The following is a 19,199-nucleotide window of genomic DNA, read 5'->3' on the forward strand; positions in this document are numbered from 1 at the left end:
CATCCGTGAGACCGGGCGTTCTTGTTATCTTCATTCAGTGGAAGACAGCCAGCCCTGGGCCGAGCAGTCTACCCGTTCCGCAAGGAAGCTGATCCATTCTTCCGTATCGTTCAGGCAAGGGGCCACCTCCAGCAGCTCAGCGTTCCCGCCGCCCATGGCGAAAAGCTCCCGGCCTTCTACGGCCAGTTCATGCAGTGTTTCGAGGCAGTCTGTAACAAGTCCGGGTGAGAAAATCAGCGGCCGCCGGATTCCGCGTCCGTGAAGCTCCTTCAGCGTGTCCGCAGTCGCCGGCCCTACCCAGGTCTCCGGCCCGAAACGGGACTGGAAGGAGAGCTGCCACCGTTCCGGGGGCCAGCCCATCGCTTCTGCGAGCAGACGGCCTGTCTCCTGGCACTGCTGCGGGTAGGGATCTCCGGTCTCGGCATAACGGCGGGGAATGCCATGGAAGGACAGGACATAATAATCCGGCTCTTCACTCATCGCGCGGATCTGCCGCTGCAATAAGGATTGCATTGCTGCTATGTAGCCTGGGGCATCATGGTAGGCTTCTACGAACCGCAGCGCCGGTACGAAGCGCTTGGATACCTGCCCGTAGCGGCTATGCCGTCCCAGAGCGGCGAAGCTGGCAGCTTCATAGACGGAAGCTGTTGTTGTTGAGGAATACTGGGGAAATAACGGAAGAACTATGATACGGGTCACTCCCGAAGCTTCCAGCTTGCGGAAGGCTTCGGCCATGCCGGGTGTGCTGTAAGCAAGCCCCAGCTCGACTTGATAACTGCTGCCCAGCAGTGCCTGGAGCGCTGCCTGCTGAGCTCTGGAATGGACGAGCAGCGGTGATCCCTCTTCCATCCAGATCTCCTGATAGAGCTTCGCGGACCGGCGCGGACGGGTACGCAGAATAATGCCGCGCAGCAGCGGCTGCCAGAGCAGCGGATGATAATCAATGATTCTGCGGTCAGACAGAAACCGCTTCAGATAAGGACGGACCGCCTTGGCGCTCGGGGCGTCAGGGGTTCCGATCTGAGCAAGAATAACGCCTATACACGATTGATTCATCAGCAGCTGTTACTCCCTTCCATGAACATGACATCGTTTTAAAATATCATATTCAAGTCCAATCACACAATATAATATATCTCACCGTTATCATATGAAGGAGGATATGGGAGATTATGAGAGGTGAGAGGAGTATATATTTTGTGCTATTGCAAAAAAGTGATGTTTCTTATAGGGTATGTGATTTTCTACACAGAGAAAAGAGTTTCAATTTTGTTACCATCAAGCCAGAAATATTCACCAGCAGCTTGAAGTCCACTTATGTGAATTAATTCACTCTATTATGTGAATTGTTTCACCTTTTGAAAGATTGTATATATAGATGAATCTTTTCTTACACGGGCTGGGCCGAGCAGGAATGAAGGAAGGAGTGGATGACGTTCAGGGAGAGTTGGCTGCTCTTCGTAATCAGAAGGAAATGATACGGAACAAGACGGTTTGAAAACGCTACATACTACTGGGGAATAATAAAGGAGAATACGCATTTGAAAAAATTAATTTCTTTGACTGTAAGCGCAGCCTTGCTGCTCGCGCCATTAGCCTACACGATTAACCTACCTGCCTTGAACCTGAAGGTGGATGCGGTTTCAGCAGCCTCGGAAGAAGCGCCGGCAGCGACTGCTAAACCAGCTCCGAAGGCAACAGCCAAACCGGCGGCAACCCCGAAGGCAACAGCCAAACCGGCGGCAACCCCGAAGGCAACAGCCAAACCGGCGGCAACCCCGAAGGCAACAGCCAAACCGGCAGCCACTCCTAAGGCGACAGCTGCACCGGCAGCAACGGCTAAAGTAACCGCTAAGCCTGCAGCAACCACTGCACCGGAAGCATCCGCCAAGGCTTCTGCGAAGCCAGCGGCAACTGCTAAGCCGGCAGCAACAGCAGCTCCAGTTACTGTACACGAGGATGTATATCAGGACGGAGTATATGTTGCCTATGGAGATGCGTATTCCAAAGGCACAGAGGGTGCAAAGGTAACGATCAAAGACGGCAAGATCGCCGATATCGAGCTGCTCAGAACCAGCCCGAAGATCATCGACCGCAATGCCCGTGAGAATTACAGCGGCGTGTGGGCAGCCTATGGCCTGATGAAAGACAGACTGATGGGTAAAACCAGAGACGGCGCGGCTGCGGTTGACGCTGTATCCGGTGCAACCCGTACCAGTAACGGCTGGAAGCTGTCTGTAGACAGAGCTTTTGAGCGATCCCTTGCGCACCAAGCGGCTGATGCCACATATTTTAACGGAGTCCATATGGGCGTAGACCCTGAGGCCAAATATGCAGTGTTTGCTACCTATGAAGCAAACAAGCTGACTGCGGTGAAATTGTATCCGCTGAGCGCTACCGGAGATTTCGTGGATGAGAAAACATATACGGCTGAACAGACCGCAGCGATTGCAGCAATCACTCCTGCACTGCTTGCCAAAGGTGCTAGTGCGCAGCCGGTAGCCGGCTTCGAGGCAGAGACCAAAGCCGCAGTGAACGCCTTCTGGGATGCCGAACAGAATGCCAGCATCAACAACAAGGCTGCTTATGTTGACGGATTCTACTCTTCCTACGGTACAGCAAGAAGTGTGGGCGTGGAGAGAGCGGATGTTGTGATCCGTAACGGTAAGCTGGTAGATGTGAAGTTGTTCAGACTGGGCAGCAACCTGATCGACAGAGGGGCAACCGCTTATGCGGAAGTTGTGAAGGCGAATGCTCCGATGACCGCCAAACTGCTGGCTAACGGATCTTATATCGCTAACTATAATGAGAAGGTAGATGGAATCTCCGGCGCTACGGAGAGCAGCCATGGCTGGAACCAGGCCGTAGAGCGCGCTTTTGAGAAAGCCTTGAAGACTCCGGGTGAAGGTCAAACCTTCGATGGTAAATTTGCCGGTGTGGATAATCAGTCCAAGGTTATGCTGCTGGTTGATATCGATGCGGATCAGGTAACGGGCATCAAGCTGAGCCTGTTCGGCGCAGACGGTAAGCTGATTGCAGATGACAAGCGGACCGAAGAACAGAAGTCACTGGTCGACAAGCTGACCGCAGGACTGCTCGCAAGCGGCGTGCAGGCTCCAGATATCGCCGGACAGGAAGCTCTGTCGGCTGCAGCGAAGGCAGCACTGACGGATGCTTTGACCAATGCGTCCAAGGTACAAGGCACTTATAAAGACGGCACTTTCACCGCTTATGGTGATGCTTATGACAAAGGCACGAACAAAGCAGATGTTACACTGCGTAACGGCAAGATCGTAAATGTGGCCCTTTCCCGTGTAGGCATGAACATGGTGGATCTGGGTAAATCCGCTTATGCTGAGGTGCAAAAAGCTATTCCGGTGCTGACCGCCAGCTTCCTGGCCGCAGGCACAAGAGAAGGCGCTCAGGATGTGGATGCGGTATCCGGCGCTACCAGCAGCAGCAATGCGCTGAAGGCAGCCGTTGACAGAGCTTATGGTAAAGCGGAAGTTACGGAAACGGATAAGGCTGCGTATTTCGATGGCATTTTCATCGGTGCAAGTGTGGATAAGACTGTAAATGTCATGGTTACTACTAAGTATAATGTGCCTGTAACTATGGCTGTGTACTACCTGGATGATAAAGGTAAGGTAAGATATAATCTGACGGATGATGAGCTGCTTGTGAAATACGAGATCGAGAATACCTCGAACGGCAAGGGACTGCATAAGTACGGGTACCGTGCAGCAGCCTTCGGAGCGAATGATGCCCAGAAAGCCATCTCCGCCAAAGCGGTAGAAGCGATCAAAGCAGCGCTCGAATCTGCCGGCAAATAACAGAATCCATTCACTAAGGGTTGTCCTGGGTCATGCAAATGGCCGGGACAGCCCTTTTTGCAGGTGTGGACATAAATAGAAATGCCAATCGTATAGTAATTTAAAGGGATTTGGGAAGGGAGTGTCAAACCTCTAATATACACACTAATATACCCAGCAGGCCCAGGCCTGTAAGTCATAGGAGGCTTCACAATGACATTAATCAAACAGCTAGCCCCGCAGGATGAATTCACCGGCTTCTATCTGCTTAGAGAACTGGTGCTGAAACAGACGAACGGGACTCCTCCCAAGGATTACTTCGATATTGTACTAGGCGATGCCAGCGGCCAGATTTCGGCGAAATACTGGGACGTCAGCGTGACGGATAAGGAGACTTTTTTTCCGATGGCGCTGGTGAAGGTCCGGGGGATGGCTCATACGTATCGCGAGAAGCTTCAGGTCAAAATCACCAAGCTAAGACTGGTCAATGAATCCGACGGCGTATCGCTGACCGACTTCATCCGCTCAGCCCCGGTGCGTCCTGTGGACCTGGTCCATACGATTAAGAATGAGATGGCGAGTATTGCCGATCCGGAGATTGCAGCGATTGTGAACTTCTGTGTAGGGAAGGTTGAGGAGAAGCTGATGCATTATCCGGCGGCCAAGACCCATCATCATGCCTATTTCGCCGGGCTTGCTTATCACATGGTCCGTATGCTGGAGATTGGGGATTTCCTGTGTAAGCAGCGTCCGTTCCTGAATCCTGATCTGATGAGAGCGGGCATTATCCTTCATGATATCGCCAAGCCGGAAGAGATGATCTCGCAGTACGGCATTGTGTCGGACTACAGTGTGCACGGAAAACTGATTGGACATATCTCGATGGCTTCAAGCTGGATTACAGAAGCGGCCATCCGCACCGGCATTGATCTGGAATCCGAGAAGGTCATGGCGCTTCAGCATCTCGTCTTATCCCATCATAATCTGGGCGAGTGGGGAAGCCCGGTCCAGCCGCAGACGGCTGAAGCGGTTGCCCTGCATCATATCGATGCGATGGATGCCAAGCTGCAAATGGTGGAGGACGCCCTTGATACCACTCCGGAGACGGAGGAATGGACGCCGTTCATTAGAGGACTGGAGAATAAGGCCGTCTACCGGCTGAAGATATAACGATTGAGACCCTTGTCTCTCTGAAAATAGAGCAATCCCCCCATCCCGTAGTTGCGGTTTGGGGGGATTGCTTTACTTAGGATCTTCAGCCTCCGCTGCGGCGGCGGATTCTGCCTGTGTCTTCGCGGCGCTGTCCGCTTCCAGGCCATAGTGGCTGCACAGGGCGCGGAGTCCGCCCGCGAACCCCTCGCCAATTGCAGCGAATCTCCATTTGTCCTTATAACGGTAGAACTCGCCGATAACGACGGCCATACCCGGCGTAATGTCCTGGCCGAAGGGGAACACGGCCAGTCTGACTCCCGTCCGGGAATCAATCAATGATACGGAAGCGTTCCAGACCGGACCCAGATTCCGGTCACCGCTGAACTCCGCAACCGTGAAGGCCAGTGCAATCCGTGTAATGGCTGCAGGCAGGCTGGTCAGCTGAAGATACAGATGCCCCATGTGCGCAGCAGGCTTGGAGCAGAAGACGGAGCCGCTGGGGTCCTCTGTGTTCCCATAGAAGATAAGCTCCCGCTCCTGCTCACAGCGTCCGCTCTCCCGGAGCAGGAAGGCAGCGGTCTCCGGCTGGCTCACTTCCGGGTGCGAAGCCGGTGCATCCCACTCCACAGCGGCAAGAAGTCTGGAAGCGCTGAGCTTGTCGCCGATATCAACTCGCTGCCCCCGCACCAATATGGGGGCAGCCGCAGCTCCAGCGGCTGGCGATGCTTCCGCCGGAAGCTTACCGGGTAGAGCCGCTGGAGCTTCACCTGGCGACTGCCCGGCCACCGTTCCGCCCACCGGCAATCCTGGGCTAACATCGACCGCAGGACTGGCCGCTGCCTTCTTCCCGGCGGCCGGCTTCTTCGCGGCCTTCTTGGGCGCTGCCTTGAACGGCGTATACCCGCCGTCATACATCGTCCCGGCCTTGTAGCCCTGGCTGCCGGCTAACAGCAGCGGATCGAACTGCTGCCACTGCTCCATCAATTTCAGGAGAATCAGTGCAGAAGCTCTGGCATCCTCCAGGGCATCATGGTGCTTCAGCCGGATGCCGAAATGCGCCGAGATGACATTCAGCTTATGGGAGGGAAGGTCCTGAAGCATTTTTTTGCCGAGCAGGTAGGTACATAAATATTGAAAGCCGGGATAGCAGAGAGAGCAGTCATCCAGACAGTAGCGCAGCACACTCATATCGAAGGCGGCATTATGCGCGATCACAATCTCTCCCTGAAGCAGCGGTTCCACCGTGGGCCACAGCTCGGCGAAGGTAGGCTGGCCTCTGACCATCGAGGGCGTAATGCCGTGAATGGCAATATTCATCCCGTCGAACCGCTGCCGCGGATCAATCAGCCAGCTATGTTCCGCTGTAACGATACCGTCCCGGACCTGAACAAGCCCCAGGGCACAGGCGCTGGAGCGGCCGGAATTGGCAGTCTCAAAATCTATCGCAGTGAAATTCATCAGGTAAAGCCCCTATCTATCATCTAATACTTTTCATATTAAAGGAGCAAAGCTGGAAATACAATCTGTTCAGGTTGTGCAAGGCTGCCTCAATGGGGTATACCTTATCTATGAACTTCTGGAATAGAATGCTATGAAGAGGAGATGAAGGATTTGCAGCTGTCAAAAGGTCAAAAGGTCGAACTCACCAAAGGAAGAGAGGCTCACGAGATATCTATCCAGCTCCGCTGGAACACGCAGCATAGCGGAGTGGGCGTCGATGCGGCAGCCTTTCTGTTGTCGGATCAGAACCGGTGTGAACGGGATGAGGATTTTATATTTTACGGGAATCCGGTGTCGAGGGAGGGGGGAGTAGCTCATTCTGCGGAGGGGGAGAACGGGGCGGACCTGTCCATTTCGTTATCGAGAATACCTCAGCATTATGCCCGCATTGCGGTAACCTTGACGATCTATGAGGGCGAGCAGCGCAACCACCGGATGAAGGATCTGTCCGGCATGCAGCTAACGCTGACAGACCGCAGGACTGGGGAAGAGCTGTACCGCTTCGAGTATGGGGCGGATCTGTCAGAGGAGACAGCCGTCGTAGCCGGGGAGCTGTACCGTCATCAGGGAGAGTGGAAGTTCAGCGCCATTGGCAGCGGGTATAATGGAGGACTTGCAGCCTTGTGCCGAAGCTACGGGCTTGAGGTGGAACAGGAGTCCGGGAACGAAGCCGCAGCGGCGGCTGAGTTATTGGAGCGAACACCTGAAGTGGTGGAGCAGACATCTGAGCTAGTGGAGCAGACATCTGAGGTGGTGAATAAGACCCCGGAGGTAATCCGTCAGCCCGAGGCGGAGCCTCCGGTGAATGTGTTGTCTTCGATTAATCTGCGCAAAAAGATTGTGGAGCTCACCCTGGTCAAAAAACAGCTCACCGGTGTAACCGCAAGAGTGGGTATCGTGCTGGACATCACCGGCTCCATGCGCAGCCTCTATGCCAGAGGGGTGGTGCAGGAGGTGGTAGAACGTATCCTCGCGGTTGCCAGCAAGTTCGATGATAACGGCTCCCTGGATGTGTGGGTCTATGATACGGAATTCAGCAGACTTCCGCCGGTTACCGAGCAGGAGCTTGGCAGCTATGTCTTCACTCATATTATGAACAACGATTCAATTCATAAGTTCGGGCGCAATAACGAACCGCCGGTAATGCAGGATGTCATCGGAAAATACACCAAGGAGGAGCCGGACACGACGCCAGTGTTCATTATCTTCATCAATGACGGCGGCGTAGTGAAGCCGACCCGCAAGGTGATTATGGACGCATCCGCCCTTCCGATCTTCTGGCAGTTTGTCGGCATTGGCGACTCCGACTTCGAGGTGCTGAAGCAGCTCGACACGATGAGCGGCAGGCTGGTGGATAACGCCAGCTTCATCCATCTGGACCGGATTGAAGACGTATCCGATGAGGAGCTGTATGACCAGCTGTTGAATGAATTCCCGCAGTGGCTGAAGGCCGCGAAGGCGAAGAGTATTCTGTAGCAGCATTCACAGGGAAGCGCAAAGTCTCGGCTCAGTAGCAGTATTCGCAGGGAACCGTACTGTCGCTACTCTAGTAGCATTCGCAGAAAAACGTGCTGTCTCCGCTCTTAAGCGGCCTTCACATTGAGCTGTGTCTGCCTCCTTACTGTGGATGGATTGTACAGTGATGCCGGGAATGTTGTACTAATTGCAACTTGGATTCCTAGATACCTGGGTGTTAGGGGGATTGTTGCACGAAATGCAGGATTTGTGCCGCCAAACCGTCCGTAGGTGGAGAAATCCTGCTTTTTATGCAACAATGTTGGACTTTGGCCGGAATGAGGAGGGGAATGTTGTACTTTGGGCAGGATTGTGCAAAATTTCCCGGCCAGGCGGAGCTTTAGGGCGTCACGCCGGAACGGTCCTCACCGCCCCGTCGGAACAGTCCCTAACCTCCAGCCGGAACAGTCCCTAACCTCCAGCCGGAACAGTCCCCATCGCCCGCAGTAACGGACCTCACGGCCCACCGAAGGTGTTGAACGCCCGCCGGAACGGACCTCATGGCCCCGTCGAAACGGAGTCCCACCGCCCCGCTCAGGCTGTGGAGGTTTTTTTGCTCTGCAGACCGGGCGGGGCTTGCAGCTCCAGGCGGTAGCCTTTGACCAGAGTATCCCCGTTCTTCAAATCCGTTTCATAAGCCCGCTTGAAGCCCAATGCCTCGTACAATCTAACCGCAGAGGCCATCATATCCGAAGTATGAAGATTTAAGCTAGCTGCCCCAAGCGTAATGGCCCTTTCTGCGGCTTCACGGATCAGAAGTCTGGCCACCCCGCGTCCCCGGACCGCCGGAGATACAGCCAGCAGACGGATGATCGGTGTATGGATACCCAGCTCCGGTCTGCCGTAAGCAGCCTCTGAGGAGGTGAAGAGCAGCACGCTCCCTACAATTTGTCCGTCCAGCTCTGCTACAATCCGGGAGACGGGTGCATCGCCATGAACGGAGCCGAGAATGGAATCCCGGTACTCCGCCCAGAACGGCCCGGGCAGCACTGCTGCATATTCGCTGTAAGCTTCAAGCAAGACCCTGGCAATGGCTTCACGATCGGAAGCTGCGGCTTCACGGATTACAATTTCTGCTGAGTGATTCATCTGGTGCCTCCTGTCCGGTAATGGTGTTTTGTTATTATAATCTATAAATCCGATGAGTATAAGAGGGATTTAATGATTTTGATTAATGGATAGAAAAGTTCTATCTGTAATTGTGATCAATGTAATGGTTATGGCCGTATGCTACACAATAAGTCTGTTGACAAAAAAAGGGCCGGTGACTAAGATATAAACAAATTCTATAGGAAAGTGCGGATCTAATTCATTGTTAAACGATTGGAATAGTAAAAATTATAAAATGCGGAGGGGGACTACGCTTGAACATCGAGAATATTGAAGCTTTTGTCTACATCAACCACTACGGCAGCTTCAACAAAGCGGCAGATGTGCTCTATATCTCGCAGCCGACAGTGACTGCCCGTATCCAGTCGCTGGAACGGGAGCTGGACTGCAAGGTATTCGACCGGCTGGGCAAGCAGATTAACCTGACGGATAAAGGCCGCCAATTCCTCCCCTATGCGCAGCAAATTCTGCAGGTCTATCAGAACGGGAGGCATCAGATTCAATCCAAAGGCCAAATCCCCGGCGAGCTGAGAATCGGCAGCACAGTATCGGTCTCCAATTATCTGATGCCCCGTCTGCTGCTGCATTTGAAGCAGCGGTATCCCCACATCCGTATGAAGCTGACGACTGCTCCTACGGAAGTATTAATTGAGAAGCTGAAGGCGAAGGAGATCGATCTCGCTTTTATCCGCAAGGTAGTGAATCCGGCCATCCAGTCGTTCCCCTTCTGTGAAGACCCGATCTCGCTGTATGTGTATGCCGGTCATCCGCTGGCCCGCAAGGGCCGCGCTTCGATCCGGGAGATCTCTGAGCAGACCCTCGTATTCTTCGAATGCGGCTCGCTGGACTGGATGCGTCTGCACCGGGTATTCGAGAGCATGGAGCGTCCGCCGGGCATTGTCTATCAGGTGGATAACCTGGAGACCGCCAAGAAGCTGGTGCTGAAGCAAGCGGGAATCTGCTTCCTTCCAGCCCTGAGTGTGCAGGAGGAGGTAGAGGCGGGAACGCTGGTAAGGGTGGATATCACGGAGACCGAAGGGATCTCCCTGCGGACCCACCTGATCTCGCTGAACGGGGAGAACGCGGAGTTCCTGGACACCCTGCTGGAGCTGGGGACGGGGACGTTGAGCAAGCTGAATTGACTTCTTGAATAACCATATTAAGAAACTCTATTAGCGCATGGCAGCATGCAGTGATAAAGTTAATTGCATATAATCACCACTAAACAGATAGGGATTATCTAAATTGAAAAGGGGTTTGAGAGATGAACAAGACGATTTCGTTCGCATCCACACTTGTACTAACACTGCTGATCGCTGGCTGCGGCAATAATAACAGCGCTAATAGCTACAAGGTAGCGGAGGCAGCATCTCCTAATAGTTCGGAGTCCACGGCTGCTGCCGCCGATCCGGCTAAGGTGACCAAGATCGTGGTCGGCACAGGCACCGCTTTTCCCAATGTTTGCTTCATCGATGAGAACGGCAAGCTGACCGGCTTCGATGTAGAGCTGCTGAAGGAGATTGACAAGCGCCTGCCGGAGTATGAGTTCGAATTCCAGACGATGGATTTCAGCAATCTGCTGCTGAGCCTGGAGACGAAGAAGATTGACCTGGTAGCCCATGTCATGGAGAAGAACCCGGAGCGGGAGCAGAAATACGCTTTTAACAAGGAAGCTTATGCCCACTGGAGAAACCGCATCGTTGTAGCCAAAGGCAATACCTCGATCCAGACATTGGACGATCTGAAGGGGAAAAAGGTGCTGACCGGCGCCACCAGCGCGCAAGCGCAAATTCTTGAGAACTATAACAAGGAGCACGGTGCGGATTCGATCAAAATTGTCTATCAGAACGGTGCCGCCAACGATACGGTCAACCAGATTGATTCGGGCCGGGTGGATGCTACCCTTGCTGCGGATTTCGTATTGCCGATCATCGACCCGCAGAGCAAGCTGCAGGCGGTAGGTCCCGAGCTGTCCTCCGCTGATATTCTGTATGTGCTGCGCAAGGATGATGCCCCTTCGCAGAAGCTGTCGGATGCCATTGACGGTGTGGTCAAGGAGCTTAAGACAGACGGCACACTTGGCAAAATAAGCACACAGTGGCTGGGGGCAGACGTTACCACCTCATCGGTTCAATAATGCGCAGGCCCGTACAGCGGAAAGGAGGTGCAGGATGGGTGCACCGTTTGATCTAGGTTTTGTCTTCTCGTTCCTGCCCAAGCTGCTGACTACGCTGAGTACCACGCTGCTGATCGTAGCCTGCTCGCTGCTGGCAGGAATGATTGTCGGATTTATCATTGCGCTTCCCCGCCTGTATAAGGTGCCGGTCCTGAAGACCTGCGCTGAGGTGTACATTTCTTTTTTTCGGGGGACGCCGATTCTCATTCAGTTATTCCTGTTCTATTACGGTCTGCCTGAGGTGCTGAAGCTGGTGAATCTGGATATGACTCGGACACCGGTGCTGGTGTTCGTGATTCTGACCTACGGCCTGCATACCGGGGCCTTCATGTCGGAGATGATCCGTGCTTCAGTGACAGCAGTCGATAAGGGCCAGGTGGAAGCGGCTTACGCTACGGGGATGACCTCGTACCAGGCTTTTACCCGTATTGTGCTGCCGCAGGCGCTGGGAATTGCGATTCCTGTCTTTTCGAACCTGCTCATAGCGCTGCTGAAGGATACTTCACTGGCGTTCACGCTGGGAGTGATGGAGATGACGGGCAAGGCCCAGACCCTGGGCAGCGCGACCCAGCATTTCATTGAGACTTATATTGCGCTTGCCCTTATCTATCTTGTGATCAGTTTTACGATTGAAAAGCTGCTGCTGGTTGCGGAGAAGCGTCTGCTCAGGCATGAAGCCCAGGACAGTCCGGCCAAGAAGCGGTTCACTCTTCAGCGAAAAGCATCCTACCGCACAATCGTTGCGGATATGGGAGCGGGTAAAGGGGGCGGCACGTTATGAAGCTGGACCCATCGTTTATCTGGACGGCCTTCCTGCAGATTCTGGGAGCCATTCCTACGACGCTGTATATCACGGTTGTGTCGGTGCTGGCAGGCTTCGTTATTGGTACGGTTGTGGCCCTGATCCGGATTTATAGAGTCCCCGGGCTGTATCCGCTGGCCGCAGGATATGTCACATTCATCCGCGGCACCCCGATGCTGACACATCTGCTGCTGATCTATTTCGGGCTGCCGATGATCATCGACGGGCTTGCTGCACAGTTCGGCTGGAGCTTCCGCTCGGTATCGATACCGATGATCGGCTTCGCCTATATTTCTTTCTCCATTACGGCGGGGGCCTATATGTCCGAGGTCGTGCGCTCCGGTCTGCTGGCGGTGGATCGCGGTCAGCTCGAAGCGGCCCATTCCATCGGGATGAGCACTCCGCAGGCGTTGCGGCGGATTGTGTTCCCTCAGGCGCTGGCGGCGAGCCTGCCGAATCTGTCGAATTCCGTGATCGGAATGCTGCACGGGTCTACGCTTGCTTTTACCGTATCGGTGGTGGATATCAATGCCCAGGCGCAGATTGTCGCTTCAACCAACTGGAAGTTCTTCGAGGCCTACCTTGCGGCGGCGCTGATCTTCTGGGGACTGACGTTCCTCATTGAGCGGGCAACTGCCGTCATTGAAAGACGGATCAATCTGTATAACCGGGGGGGAGTCGCATGATTAAGCTGTCACAGCTATCGAAGTCGTTCGGGCGCCATCAGGTGCTGAACCAGATTGATCTGGAGGTGTTGAGGGGCGAGGTGGTCGTCATTCTCGGTCCCAGCGGCTCCGGCAAAACAACCCTGCTGCGCTGCGTGAATGTGCTGGAGAAGCCCAGCGGCGGCGAAATCTCGATCGGGGACTTCAAGCTGGACTTCCGGCACGCCCGCAAGAAGGATATCCACCAGCTCCGGCAAAAGACGGCGATGGTCTTCCAGCAGTACAATCTGTTCCGGCACAAAACCGCGCTGGAGAATGTGATGGAAGGCCTCCTAATCGTCAAGAAGCTGCCAAAGGAGGCGGCGAGAGAGAAGAGCATCGCCCTGCTGGAGAAGGTCGGACTCGGCGCCAAGCTGGATGCCTATCCGAGCCAGCTCTCCGGCGGCCAGCAGCAGCGGGTCGGCATTGCCCGGGCGCTGGCGCTGGAGCCGGAAGTGATTCTGTTCGATGAACCGACCTCGGCACTGGACCCGGAGCTGGTGGGCGAAGTGCTTGCGGTGATCCGCAAGATCGCCAAGGAAGGCATCACGATGATTGTGGTGACGCATGAAATGGGGTTTGCCCGCGATGTGGCAAATCATGTGGTTTTCATGGATGGCGGTGTGATTGTCGAGGAGGGCACGCCCACGGAAGTATTCAACCACCCGCGTGAAGAACGAACGAAGCAGTTCCTGAAGCGGATTACGCCGGAGCTGAACTATTCCATCTAGGAGGCATATCTATGGCAATTACAATCAGCGTACTCGACCAAAGCCCGATCTATCCAGGGGAGACACCGGAAGAGGCTTTTGCACATACAATCAGGCTGGCGCAGCTATCAGAACGCCTCGGCTTCCGCCGCTTCTGGGTATCCGAGCATCATGATTCCGAGCAGGTAGCCGGATCTTCTCCCGAGGTACTTATCTCGCACCTGCTGGCCAGGACGGAGCGTATCCGCATCGGCTCCGGCGGAATTATGCTTCAGCACTACAGCCCCTACAAGGTGGCTGAGAATTTCAACGTGCTGGCTTCGCTGGCCCCGGGACGGGTGGACTTAGGGGTAGGACGCGCTCCCGGAGGTCTGCCGCGCAGCACACAGGCCTTGCAGCAGGGAGGCGTGGAAGCCGCTTCATTAACGGACAAAATCACGGAGCTGGACAAATATGTGCATAACCGGCTGGAGGCGGAGCATCCGCTGCACGGATTGAAGGCAGGCCCGCTCCCCGGAACCCCGCCGGAGCTGTATGTGCTTGGCGCCAGTGTCGCCAGCGCCGAGATCGCGGCCAGCCTAGGCTTGCCATACGTGTTCTCCCTGTTCATCGGCGGCGATCAGGCCGTTGCCTTAGAGGCGGTGCGGGCTTACCGCAACGGCTTCAATCGAAGCGGCGGGCAGGAGCCGCAGGTGATTATCGCGCTGGCTGTCATCGTGGCCGATACGGAAGAGGAGGCCGGAGAATTGGCCGGAGCGCATAAGCTGATCCGCATCCGTTTCGCCAGCGGCAAGATCCTGACGCTGGCCAGCCGGGAGCAGGCCGAGGAGTTCACACGCCAGAGTGAGGAAGCGTACACGCTGGAGGAGCGGGAGCCTGAGATTACCAAGGGGACGAAGGAGACGGTCCGTGAGCAGCTTCTGGCTTTAGCTGAAGCTTCCGGCGTAGAGGAGTTCATCGTCACTACTAACGTGCAGCCCTTCGAGAAGCGGCAGCGTTCCTTCGAGCTGCTGAGTGAGGCGCTGGCTGAAGTGCCGGCGGAGGCATCCCGCTAATGACAAATTCAGCCACGGAATCTGCGGCACAGGAAGTACAGGCGTTATCGTTCAAGGAGCGGCTGGTTGAAATCAGGCGTCATCTGCACCGGCACCCGGAGCTGTCAGGGGAAGAGGTTGAGACTACCGCATACATCACATCGCTGCTGAAGCAGGCGGGGGTGAAGATTACAGATTCCGGGCTGAAGACCGGGGTCATTGCTGAAGTCGGCGGTCAGCAGGGCGGGCCGGTGATTGCGCTGCGGGCTGACATAGATGCCTTGCCGATCCAGGAAGAGACCGGGCTGCCATATGCCTCTCTGTATCCGGGCAGAATGCATGCCTGCGGACATGACTTCCATACGGCGGCGCTGCTTGGAGCTGTGTATCAGCTCAAGGAGCAGGAGAGCGCCTTGAGCGGAACGGTTCGCTTCCTGTTCCAGCCTGCCGAGGAGAAAGCGAAGGGGGCACAGCAGATTATCGCAGCCGGCGGGCTGGAGCAGGTGCGCGCAGTGATCGGTATGCACAATAAGCCGGATCTGCCGGTAGGGACCCTTGGCATTAAGGCCGGTCCGCTGATGGCGGCCGCAGACGGCTTCGCTGTCAGTATCCGGGGCTTCGGCACCCATGCAGCCGTGCCGGAGGCCGGGATTGATCCTATTGTCGCCGCCTCGCATAATGTAACGGCGCTGCAATCCATCGTCAGCCGGAATGTGAGCAGTCTGGATAGCGCAGTAATCAGCGTCACGCAGATCCACAGCGGCAATTCGTGGAACATCATCCCGGATACGGCGGTGCTGGAAGGGACGATCCGTTCCTTCGACGAAGCGGTGCGCGTCAGGGTGCTGAAGCGGTTCGAAGAGGTGGTCACGGGTGTGGCCGCTGCGCTTGGTGCCGAAGCCAGCGTGCGCTGGATCGGCGGTCCGCCGCCGGTCATCAACGATGCGCTGCTGGCCCGGCTGGGCGAAGAGACGGCAGCGAAGCTGGGCTATACCTCTGTGCAGCCGGTGCCGTCACCGGCCGGGGAGGATTTCGCCTTCTATCAGCAGGCGGTTCCCGGTTTATTTGTCTTCACCGGCACAGCCGGAAGCCGGGAATGGCATCATCCCGCGTTCGATCTGGACGAAGCAGCGCTGCCTGTAGGTGCAGAATTCTTCAGCGATCTGGCGGTACGTGTACTTGAGCATCTGGCGGCGGAGAGGGGTGCAGATCATAGCGGAGCGTTCTGATTATGATGTCATTATTGTTGGTGCAGGCTCCATGGGCATGAGCGCAGGCTACCATCTGGCCCGGCGCGGTGTGAAGATACTGCTGATCGATGCCTTCGATCCGCCGCATACGGAAGGGAGCCATCACGGGGAGACCCGGCTGATCCGGCACGCCTACAGCGGCGATCCGGCCTATATTGACCTGGCGCTCCGTGCCCAGGTGTTGTGGGAAGAGGCGGAGGCAGAGAGCGGCCTCAAGCTGCTGGTTCCGTCAGGCGTGCTCAATCTGGCGGACAGCCGTGTTTATTCCTTTGCCGGACGCCATGCGGAAGCGCAGAAGCGGAAGGTGCGGACCGAACAGCTGGATGCGGCGGGAATCCTCCGCCGCTGGCCTGCCCTGACCCTTCCGGAATCCTTCGAGGCTATGTATGAGCCGGATGCCGGTTACCTCTATAGTGAGCGGTGCATTACCGCTTACCGGCAGCTTGCACTGGCTTACGGTGCGGAGCTGCTGACGAATACTCCTGTGCTGAAGGTGACGGCCCGCGAAGGCAGTGTCACGGTCCATACGAAGAACGGCGATTACCATGGAGCGGCTGCTGTTCTCAGTGCCGGGGCCTGGTTCAGTTCATTGTCGCCCTTCGTCAACTTGCCCATTAAGGCGGTACGCAAGGTAGTAGGCTGGTTCGGGAGTACGCCGGATTTCGATGCCGGTAAGTTCCCCGGCTTCACGCTTGGTGCTGAGGAAGGCGGGTTCTACGGCTTCCCCAGTATCGGCGGGGCGGGACTGAAGATCGGCCGCCATGATACAGGCGAAGAATGGAGGCCCGGTCAACCGTTGGCACCCTTCGGCAGCCTGGAGAGTGATGAAGGCGACCTGCGCCGTGTGCTCGAAGCTTATATGCCCGGCGCAGCCGGGCGTCTGCTTAAGGGCTCCGTCTGTAAATATGAGCATACGCCGGATGAGGATTTCATTATTGACCGCCACCCGGTCTACAGCAATGTGCTGCTGGCCGGAGGCTTCTCGGGCCATGGCTTCAAATTCTCCAGCGCGGTCGGAGAGATTCTCGCGGACATGGCTGTTCAGGGACATACCAGGCATAATATAGCTCCGTTTGCGTTGTCGCGCTTCAGTAGCAGCGCATCCGATTTGAAATCATAGAGGGTGTGCAATAATACCTGGAGGACCGAGGAAGTGGAGCGATTCCCCTTCGGATGAGCCCTTTCCAGGCCGGAGTTGTTGTTCTTATGCGTTTCATGGGCGTTTGGCTAGGCGTAACCGACCTCCATTTGGGGATAGTTGTAGAATGTACACTTAAAAACAGCGAAAAGGCTTACGTGCATCGTATAAGTGTAGTCTGTACAACTAAATCTGCCCGAATCGGTGAATTTCAGAAGCAAATAGACTTTTAATTGTACGAACTACAATTAAACAGACAATGGGTTGTAAATCAGACGTTTTAGATGTACAAAGTGCAATTAAGCATATCCCATCAGCGGGTAACAACGATAATCCAAACCTATATTGGAGGGAATCGCAATGAGTAGTGTGAGTGTGGAGCTAGCCAGCTACTTGAATACTCATGGTCAATTGGTCCAGGCGCTAGAAGGATTGTCTGAAGAGCAGCTGAAGTGGAAGGCAGAGCCGTCCAGCTGGAGCGTAACCGAGGTAGTGGCACATCTGGCGGATCACAGCATCGTGGTCTCCTTCCGCATCCGCGATATTCTGGCGGATACGAAGGTACAGCTCCCGGCGTTCCATCAGGATGCCTGGGTCAGCGGACAGCACAGTAATCAGGGCCGGGCGGCAGACAGCCTGGAGCTGTTCCGCAGCCTGCTGCATTACAACAGTCTCCTGCTGGGAAGATTGAGTGATGCAGAATGGGAGAAGAGCGGGATCAATGTCAAGGGAGAGACCGTCCGGATTGCCGATATCGTCCGCAGCTTCACCGCCCATGTGCAGAATCATCTGGCCCAAATTGAACGGGTAAAGCAGGGAGTACAGGCTAATCAAGCTGCTCAAGCTTCACAGCAAGCGGCTCTATAAGGATATTTCTTGAGGAATCAAGCGGACTGAATACCAATTTGAGGAGGAATGAACATGACGAAATCAAGACAGTTGAAGCTGGGAGCTCTATTGCACGGAGTGGGAGGAAGCACCTCCATGTGGCGCCATCCCGATGCGCAGCCTGATGCCAGTGTGAACTTCGAGCTATACAAGGAATGGGTACGCAAAGCGGAGGAGGGCAAGCTGGACCTGATCTTCATTGCAGACGGTCTGTTCATCAATGAGAAATCCATCCCTCATTTCCTGAACCGCTTCGAGCCGCTGACGATTCTTAGTGCGCTGGCGGCAGTCAGCAGCCGTATCGGTCTGGTAGGCACCTTGTCCACTTCCTACAGTGAGCCGTTCACAGTTGCCCGGCAATTCGGCTCGCTGGATGTCATCAGCGGCGGACGGGCCGGCTGGAATGTGGTGACTTCTCCGCTCGAAGGCTCCGCGCTCAATTACAGCAAGCAGGAGCATCCGGACCATGGCAAACGGTACCGTATTGCCGCCGAATACCTGGAGGTGGCACGCGGGCTGTGGGATTCCTGGGAGGATGATGCCTTTGTCCGCAATAAGGAGACGGGCGTCTTCTTTGATCCGCAGAAAATGCATACGCTCGATCACCAGGGTGAATTCTTCTCGGTGAAGGGACCGCTCAATATCGCCCGCTCGAAGCAGGGGCAGCCGGTTATTTTCCAGGCAGGTTCCTCTGAAGTCGGCAAAGATTATGCCTCCAGCGTGGCGGATGCCATCTTCACGGGTCATGACTCGCTGGAGTCCGCGCAGGAATTCTATAAGGATGTGAAAAGCCGGGTGGCCTCCTTCGGGCGCAATCCCGATGAAGTGCTGATCTTCCCGGGCATAGCACCGATTCTCGGGGCCACCCCGGAGGAAGCGGAGCGCAAATATCAGGAGGTGGCCGGACTGGTGACGATTGAGAATGCGCTGAACTATCTGGGCCGCTTCTTCGAGCATCATGATTTCTCGCAGTATCCGCTGGATGAGCCGTTCCCGGATGTCGGTGATCTGGGCCGAAACAGCTTCCAGAGCGGCACGGACAAAATCAAAAAGGATGCCAGAGAGCAGGGCTTAACCCTGCGCCAGGTTGCCCTGCAATCGGCAACGCCGCGCAGCAGCTTCATCGGTACGCCGGAGCAGGTGGCCGATCAGCTTCAGGCCTGGTTCGAGGCCGGAGCCGCTGACGGCTTCATGCTGGCAGCCGCCGTACCGAACGGGCTGGAGGAATTTGTGGATCAGGTGGTTCCGATTCTCCAGGAGCGCGGGCTGTTCCGTACCGAATACGAAAGTGATACGCTGCGGGGAAACCTTGGGCTTCCGGTACCGGAGAACCGTTATACAAAGGCTTCTGAACCGGCTGGGCAGCCGCTGTGAATCAGAACTTTCCCTCCCGCAAAGAATAAGGTGC

General features: G+C 55.6%; 16 protein-coding genes. 13 read left to right on the forward strand and 3 right to left on the reverse strand.

The window, feature by feature from the left end:
* Positions 1–30 precede the first annotated feature (30 nt).
* Positions 31–1,056, reverse strand: a complete 1,026-nt coding sequence (gene hemH / locus MKY86_RS05575) for a ferrochelatase (RefSeq protein WP_076076864.1) — start codon at positions 1,054–1,056, stop codon at positions 31–33.
* Positions 1,057–1,541: 485 nt separating this feature from the next.
* Here hemH and MKY86_RS05580 point away from each other — a divergent pair, with 485 nt between their 5' ends.
* Positions 1,542–3,833 carry an FMN-binding protein gene (locus MKY86_RS05580; RefSeq protein ID WP_340826557.1) on the forward strand — a complete coding sequence of 764 codons (2,292 nt, stop codon included), beginning with the start codon at positions 1,542–1,544 and terminating at the stop codon, positions 3,831–3,833.
* A gap of 192 nt (positions 3,834–4,025) precedes the next feature.
* Positions 4,026–4,982 (forward strand): 3'-5' exoribonuclease YhaM family protein, encoded by a 957-nt coding sequence (locus tag MKY86_RS05585; RefSeq protein WP_076076858.1) that lies wholly within the window; start codon positions 4,026–4,028, stop codon positions 4,980–4,982.
* A gap of 72 nt (positions 4,983–5,054) precedes the next feature.
* Here the strand turns inward: MKY86_RS05585 and MKY86_RS05590 are convergent, their stop codons facing one another.
* A complete protein-coding gene (locus MKY86_RS05590; protein WP_340826558.1) occupies positions 5,055–6,422 on the reverse strand; it encodes a TerD family protein in 1,368 nt (455 codons plus the stop codon).
* Between the two features lie 153 nt (positions 6,423–6,575).
* On the opposite strand from MKY86_RS05590, the gene MKY86_RS05595 reads away from it, so the two are divergent.
* Positions 6,576–7,940 carry a VWA domain-containing protein gene (locus tag MKY86_RS05595; RefSeq protein WP_076076855.1) on the forward strand — a complete coding sequence of 455 codons (1,365 nt, stop codon included), beginning with the start codon at positions 6,576–6,578 and terminating at the stop codon, positions 7,938–7,940.
* Positions 7,941–8,513: 573 nt separating this feature from the next.
* Here the strand turns inward: MKY86_RS05595 and MKY86_RS05600 are convergent.
* The gene (locus MKY86_RS05600; protein WP_076076853.1) at positions 8,514–9,068 is read right to left on the reverse strand and encodes a GNAT family N-acetyltransferase; all 555 of its coding nucleotides are present in this window, start codon (positions 9,066–9,068) and stop codon (positions 8,514–8,516) included.
* Positions 9,069–9,343: 275 nt separating this feature from the next.
* On the opposite strand from MKY86_RS05600, the gene MKY86_RS05605 reads away from it, so the two are divergent.
* The 10 genes from MKY86_RS05605 (at position 9,344) to MKY86_RS05650 (ending at position 19,165) form a co-directional block, all read left to right on the forward strand.
* Positions 9,344–10,231 carry a LysR family transcriptional regulator gene (locus MKY86_RS05605; protein ID WP_076076850.1) on the forward strand — a complete coding sequence of 296 codons (888 nt, stop codon included), beginning with the start codon at positions 9,344–9,346 and terminating at the stop codon, positions 10,229–10,231.
* A gap of 122 nt (positions 10,232–10,353) precedes the next feature.
* The gene (locus MKY86_RS05610; RefSeq protein WP_076076848.1) at positions 10,354–11,226 is read left to right on the forward strand and encodes a transporter substrate-binding domain-containing protein; all 873 of its coding nucleotides are present in this window, start codon (positions 10,354–10,356) and stop codon (positions 11,224–11,226) included.
* Between the two features lie 34 nt (positions 11,227–11,260).
* Positions 11,261–12,046 (forward strand): amino acid ABC transporter permease, encoded by a 786-nt coding sequence (locus MKY86_RS05615; RefSeq protein ID WP_076076846.1) that lies wholly within the window; start codon positions 11,261–11,263, stop codon positions 12,044–12,046.
* The gene (locus MKY86_RS05620; protein ID WP_076076843.1) at positions 12,043–12,753 is read left to right on the forward strand and encodes an amino acid ABC transporter permease; all 711 of its coding nucleotides are present in this window, start codon (positions 12,043–12,045) and stop codon (positions 12,751–12,753) included. Before MKY86_RS05615 ends, MKY86_RS05620 begins: the two co-directional genes overlap by 4 nt.
* Entirely contained in the window at positions 12,750–13,502 is a 753-nt protein-coding gene (locus tag MKY86_RS05625) for an amino acid ABC transporter ATP-binding protein (protein ID WP_076076826.1), read from the forward strand. Before MKY86_RS05620 ends, MKY86_RS05625 begins: the two co-directional genes overlap by 4 nt.
* Positions 13,503–13,513: 11 nt before the next feature.
* Positions 13,514–14,536, forward strand: a complete 1,023-nt coding sequence (locus tag MKY86_RS05630) for an LLM class flavin-dependent oxidoreductase (RefSeq protein ID WP_076076823.1) — start codon at positions 13,514–13,516, stop codon at positions 14,534–14,536.
* Positions 14,536–15,744: an amidohydrolase gene (locus tag MKY86_RS05635; RefSeq protein ID WP_076076820.1), complete on the forward strand. Its 1,209-nt coding sequence runs from the start codon at positions 14,536–14,538 to the stop codon at positions 15,742–15,744. The genes MKY86_RS05630 and MKY86_RS05635 overlap by 1 nt, the downstream gene beginning before the upstream one ends.
* A complete protein-coding gene (gene solA, locus MKY86_RS05640) occupies positions 15,701–16,885 on the forward strand; it encodes an N-methyl-L-tryptophan oxidase (protein ID WP_445669929.1) in 1,185 nt (394 codons plus the stop codon). Before MKY86_RS05635 ends, solA begins: the two co-directional genes overlap by 44 nt.
* A gap of 378 nt (positions 16,886–17,263) precedes the next feature.
* Positions 17,264–17,770, forward strand: a complete 507-nt coding sequence (locus MKY86_RS05645; protein ID WP_076076815.1) for a DinB family protein — start codon at positions 17,264–17,266, stop codon at positions 17,768–17,770.
* A 54-nt stretch (positions 17,771–17,824) separates the two neighbouring features.
* On the forward strand, positions 17,825–19,165 hold the full coding sequence (locus MKY86_RS05650) for an LLM class flavin-dependent oxidoreductase (RefSeq protein WP_076076812.1): 1,341 nt from the start codon (positions 17,825–17,827) through the stop codon (positions 19,163–19,165).
* Positions 19,166–19,199: the final 34 nt, after the last annotated feature.

Source organism: Paenibacillus sp. FSL R7-0333, assembly GCF_038000365.1.
GTDB lineage: Bacteria > Bacillota > Bacilli > Paenibacillales > Paenibacillaceae > Paenibacillus_AQ > Paenibacillus_AQ silagei.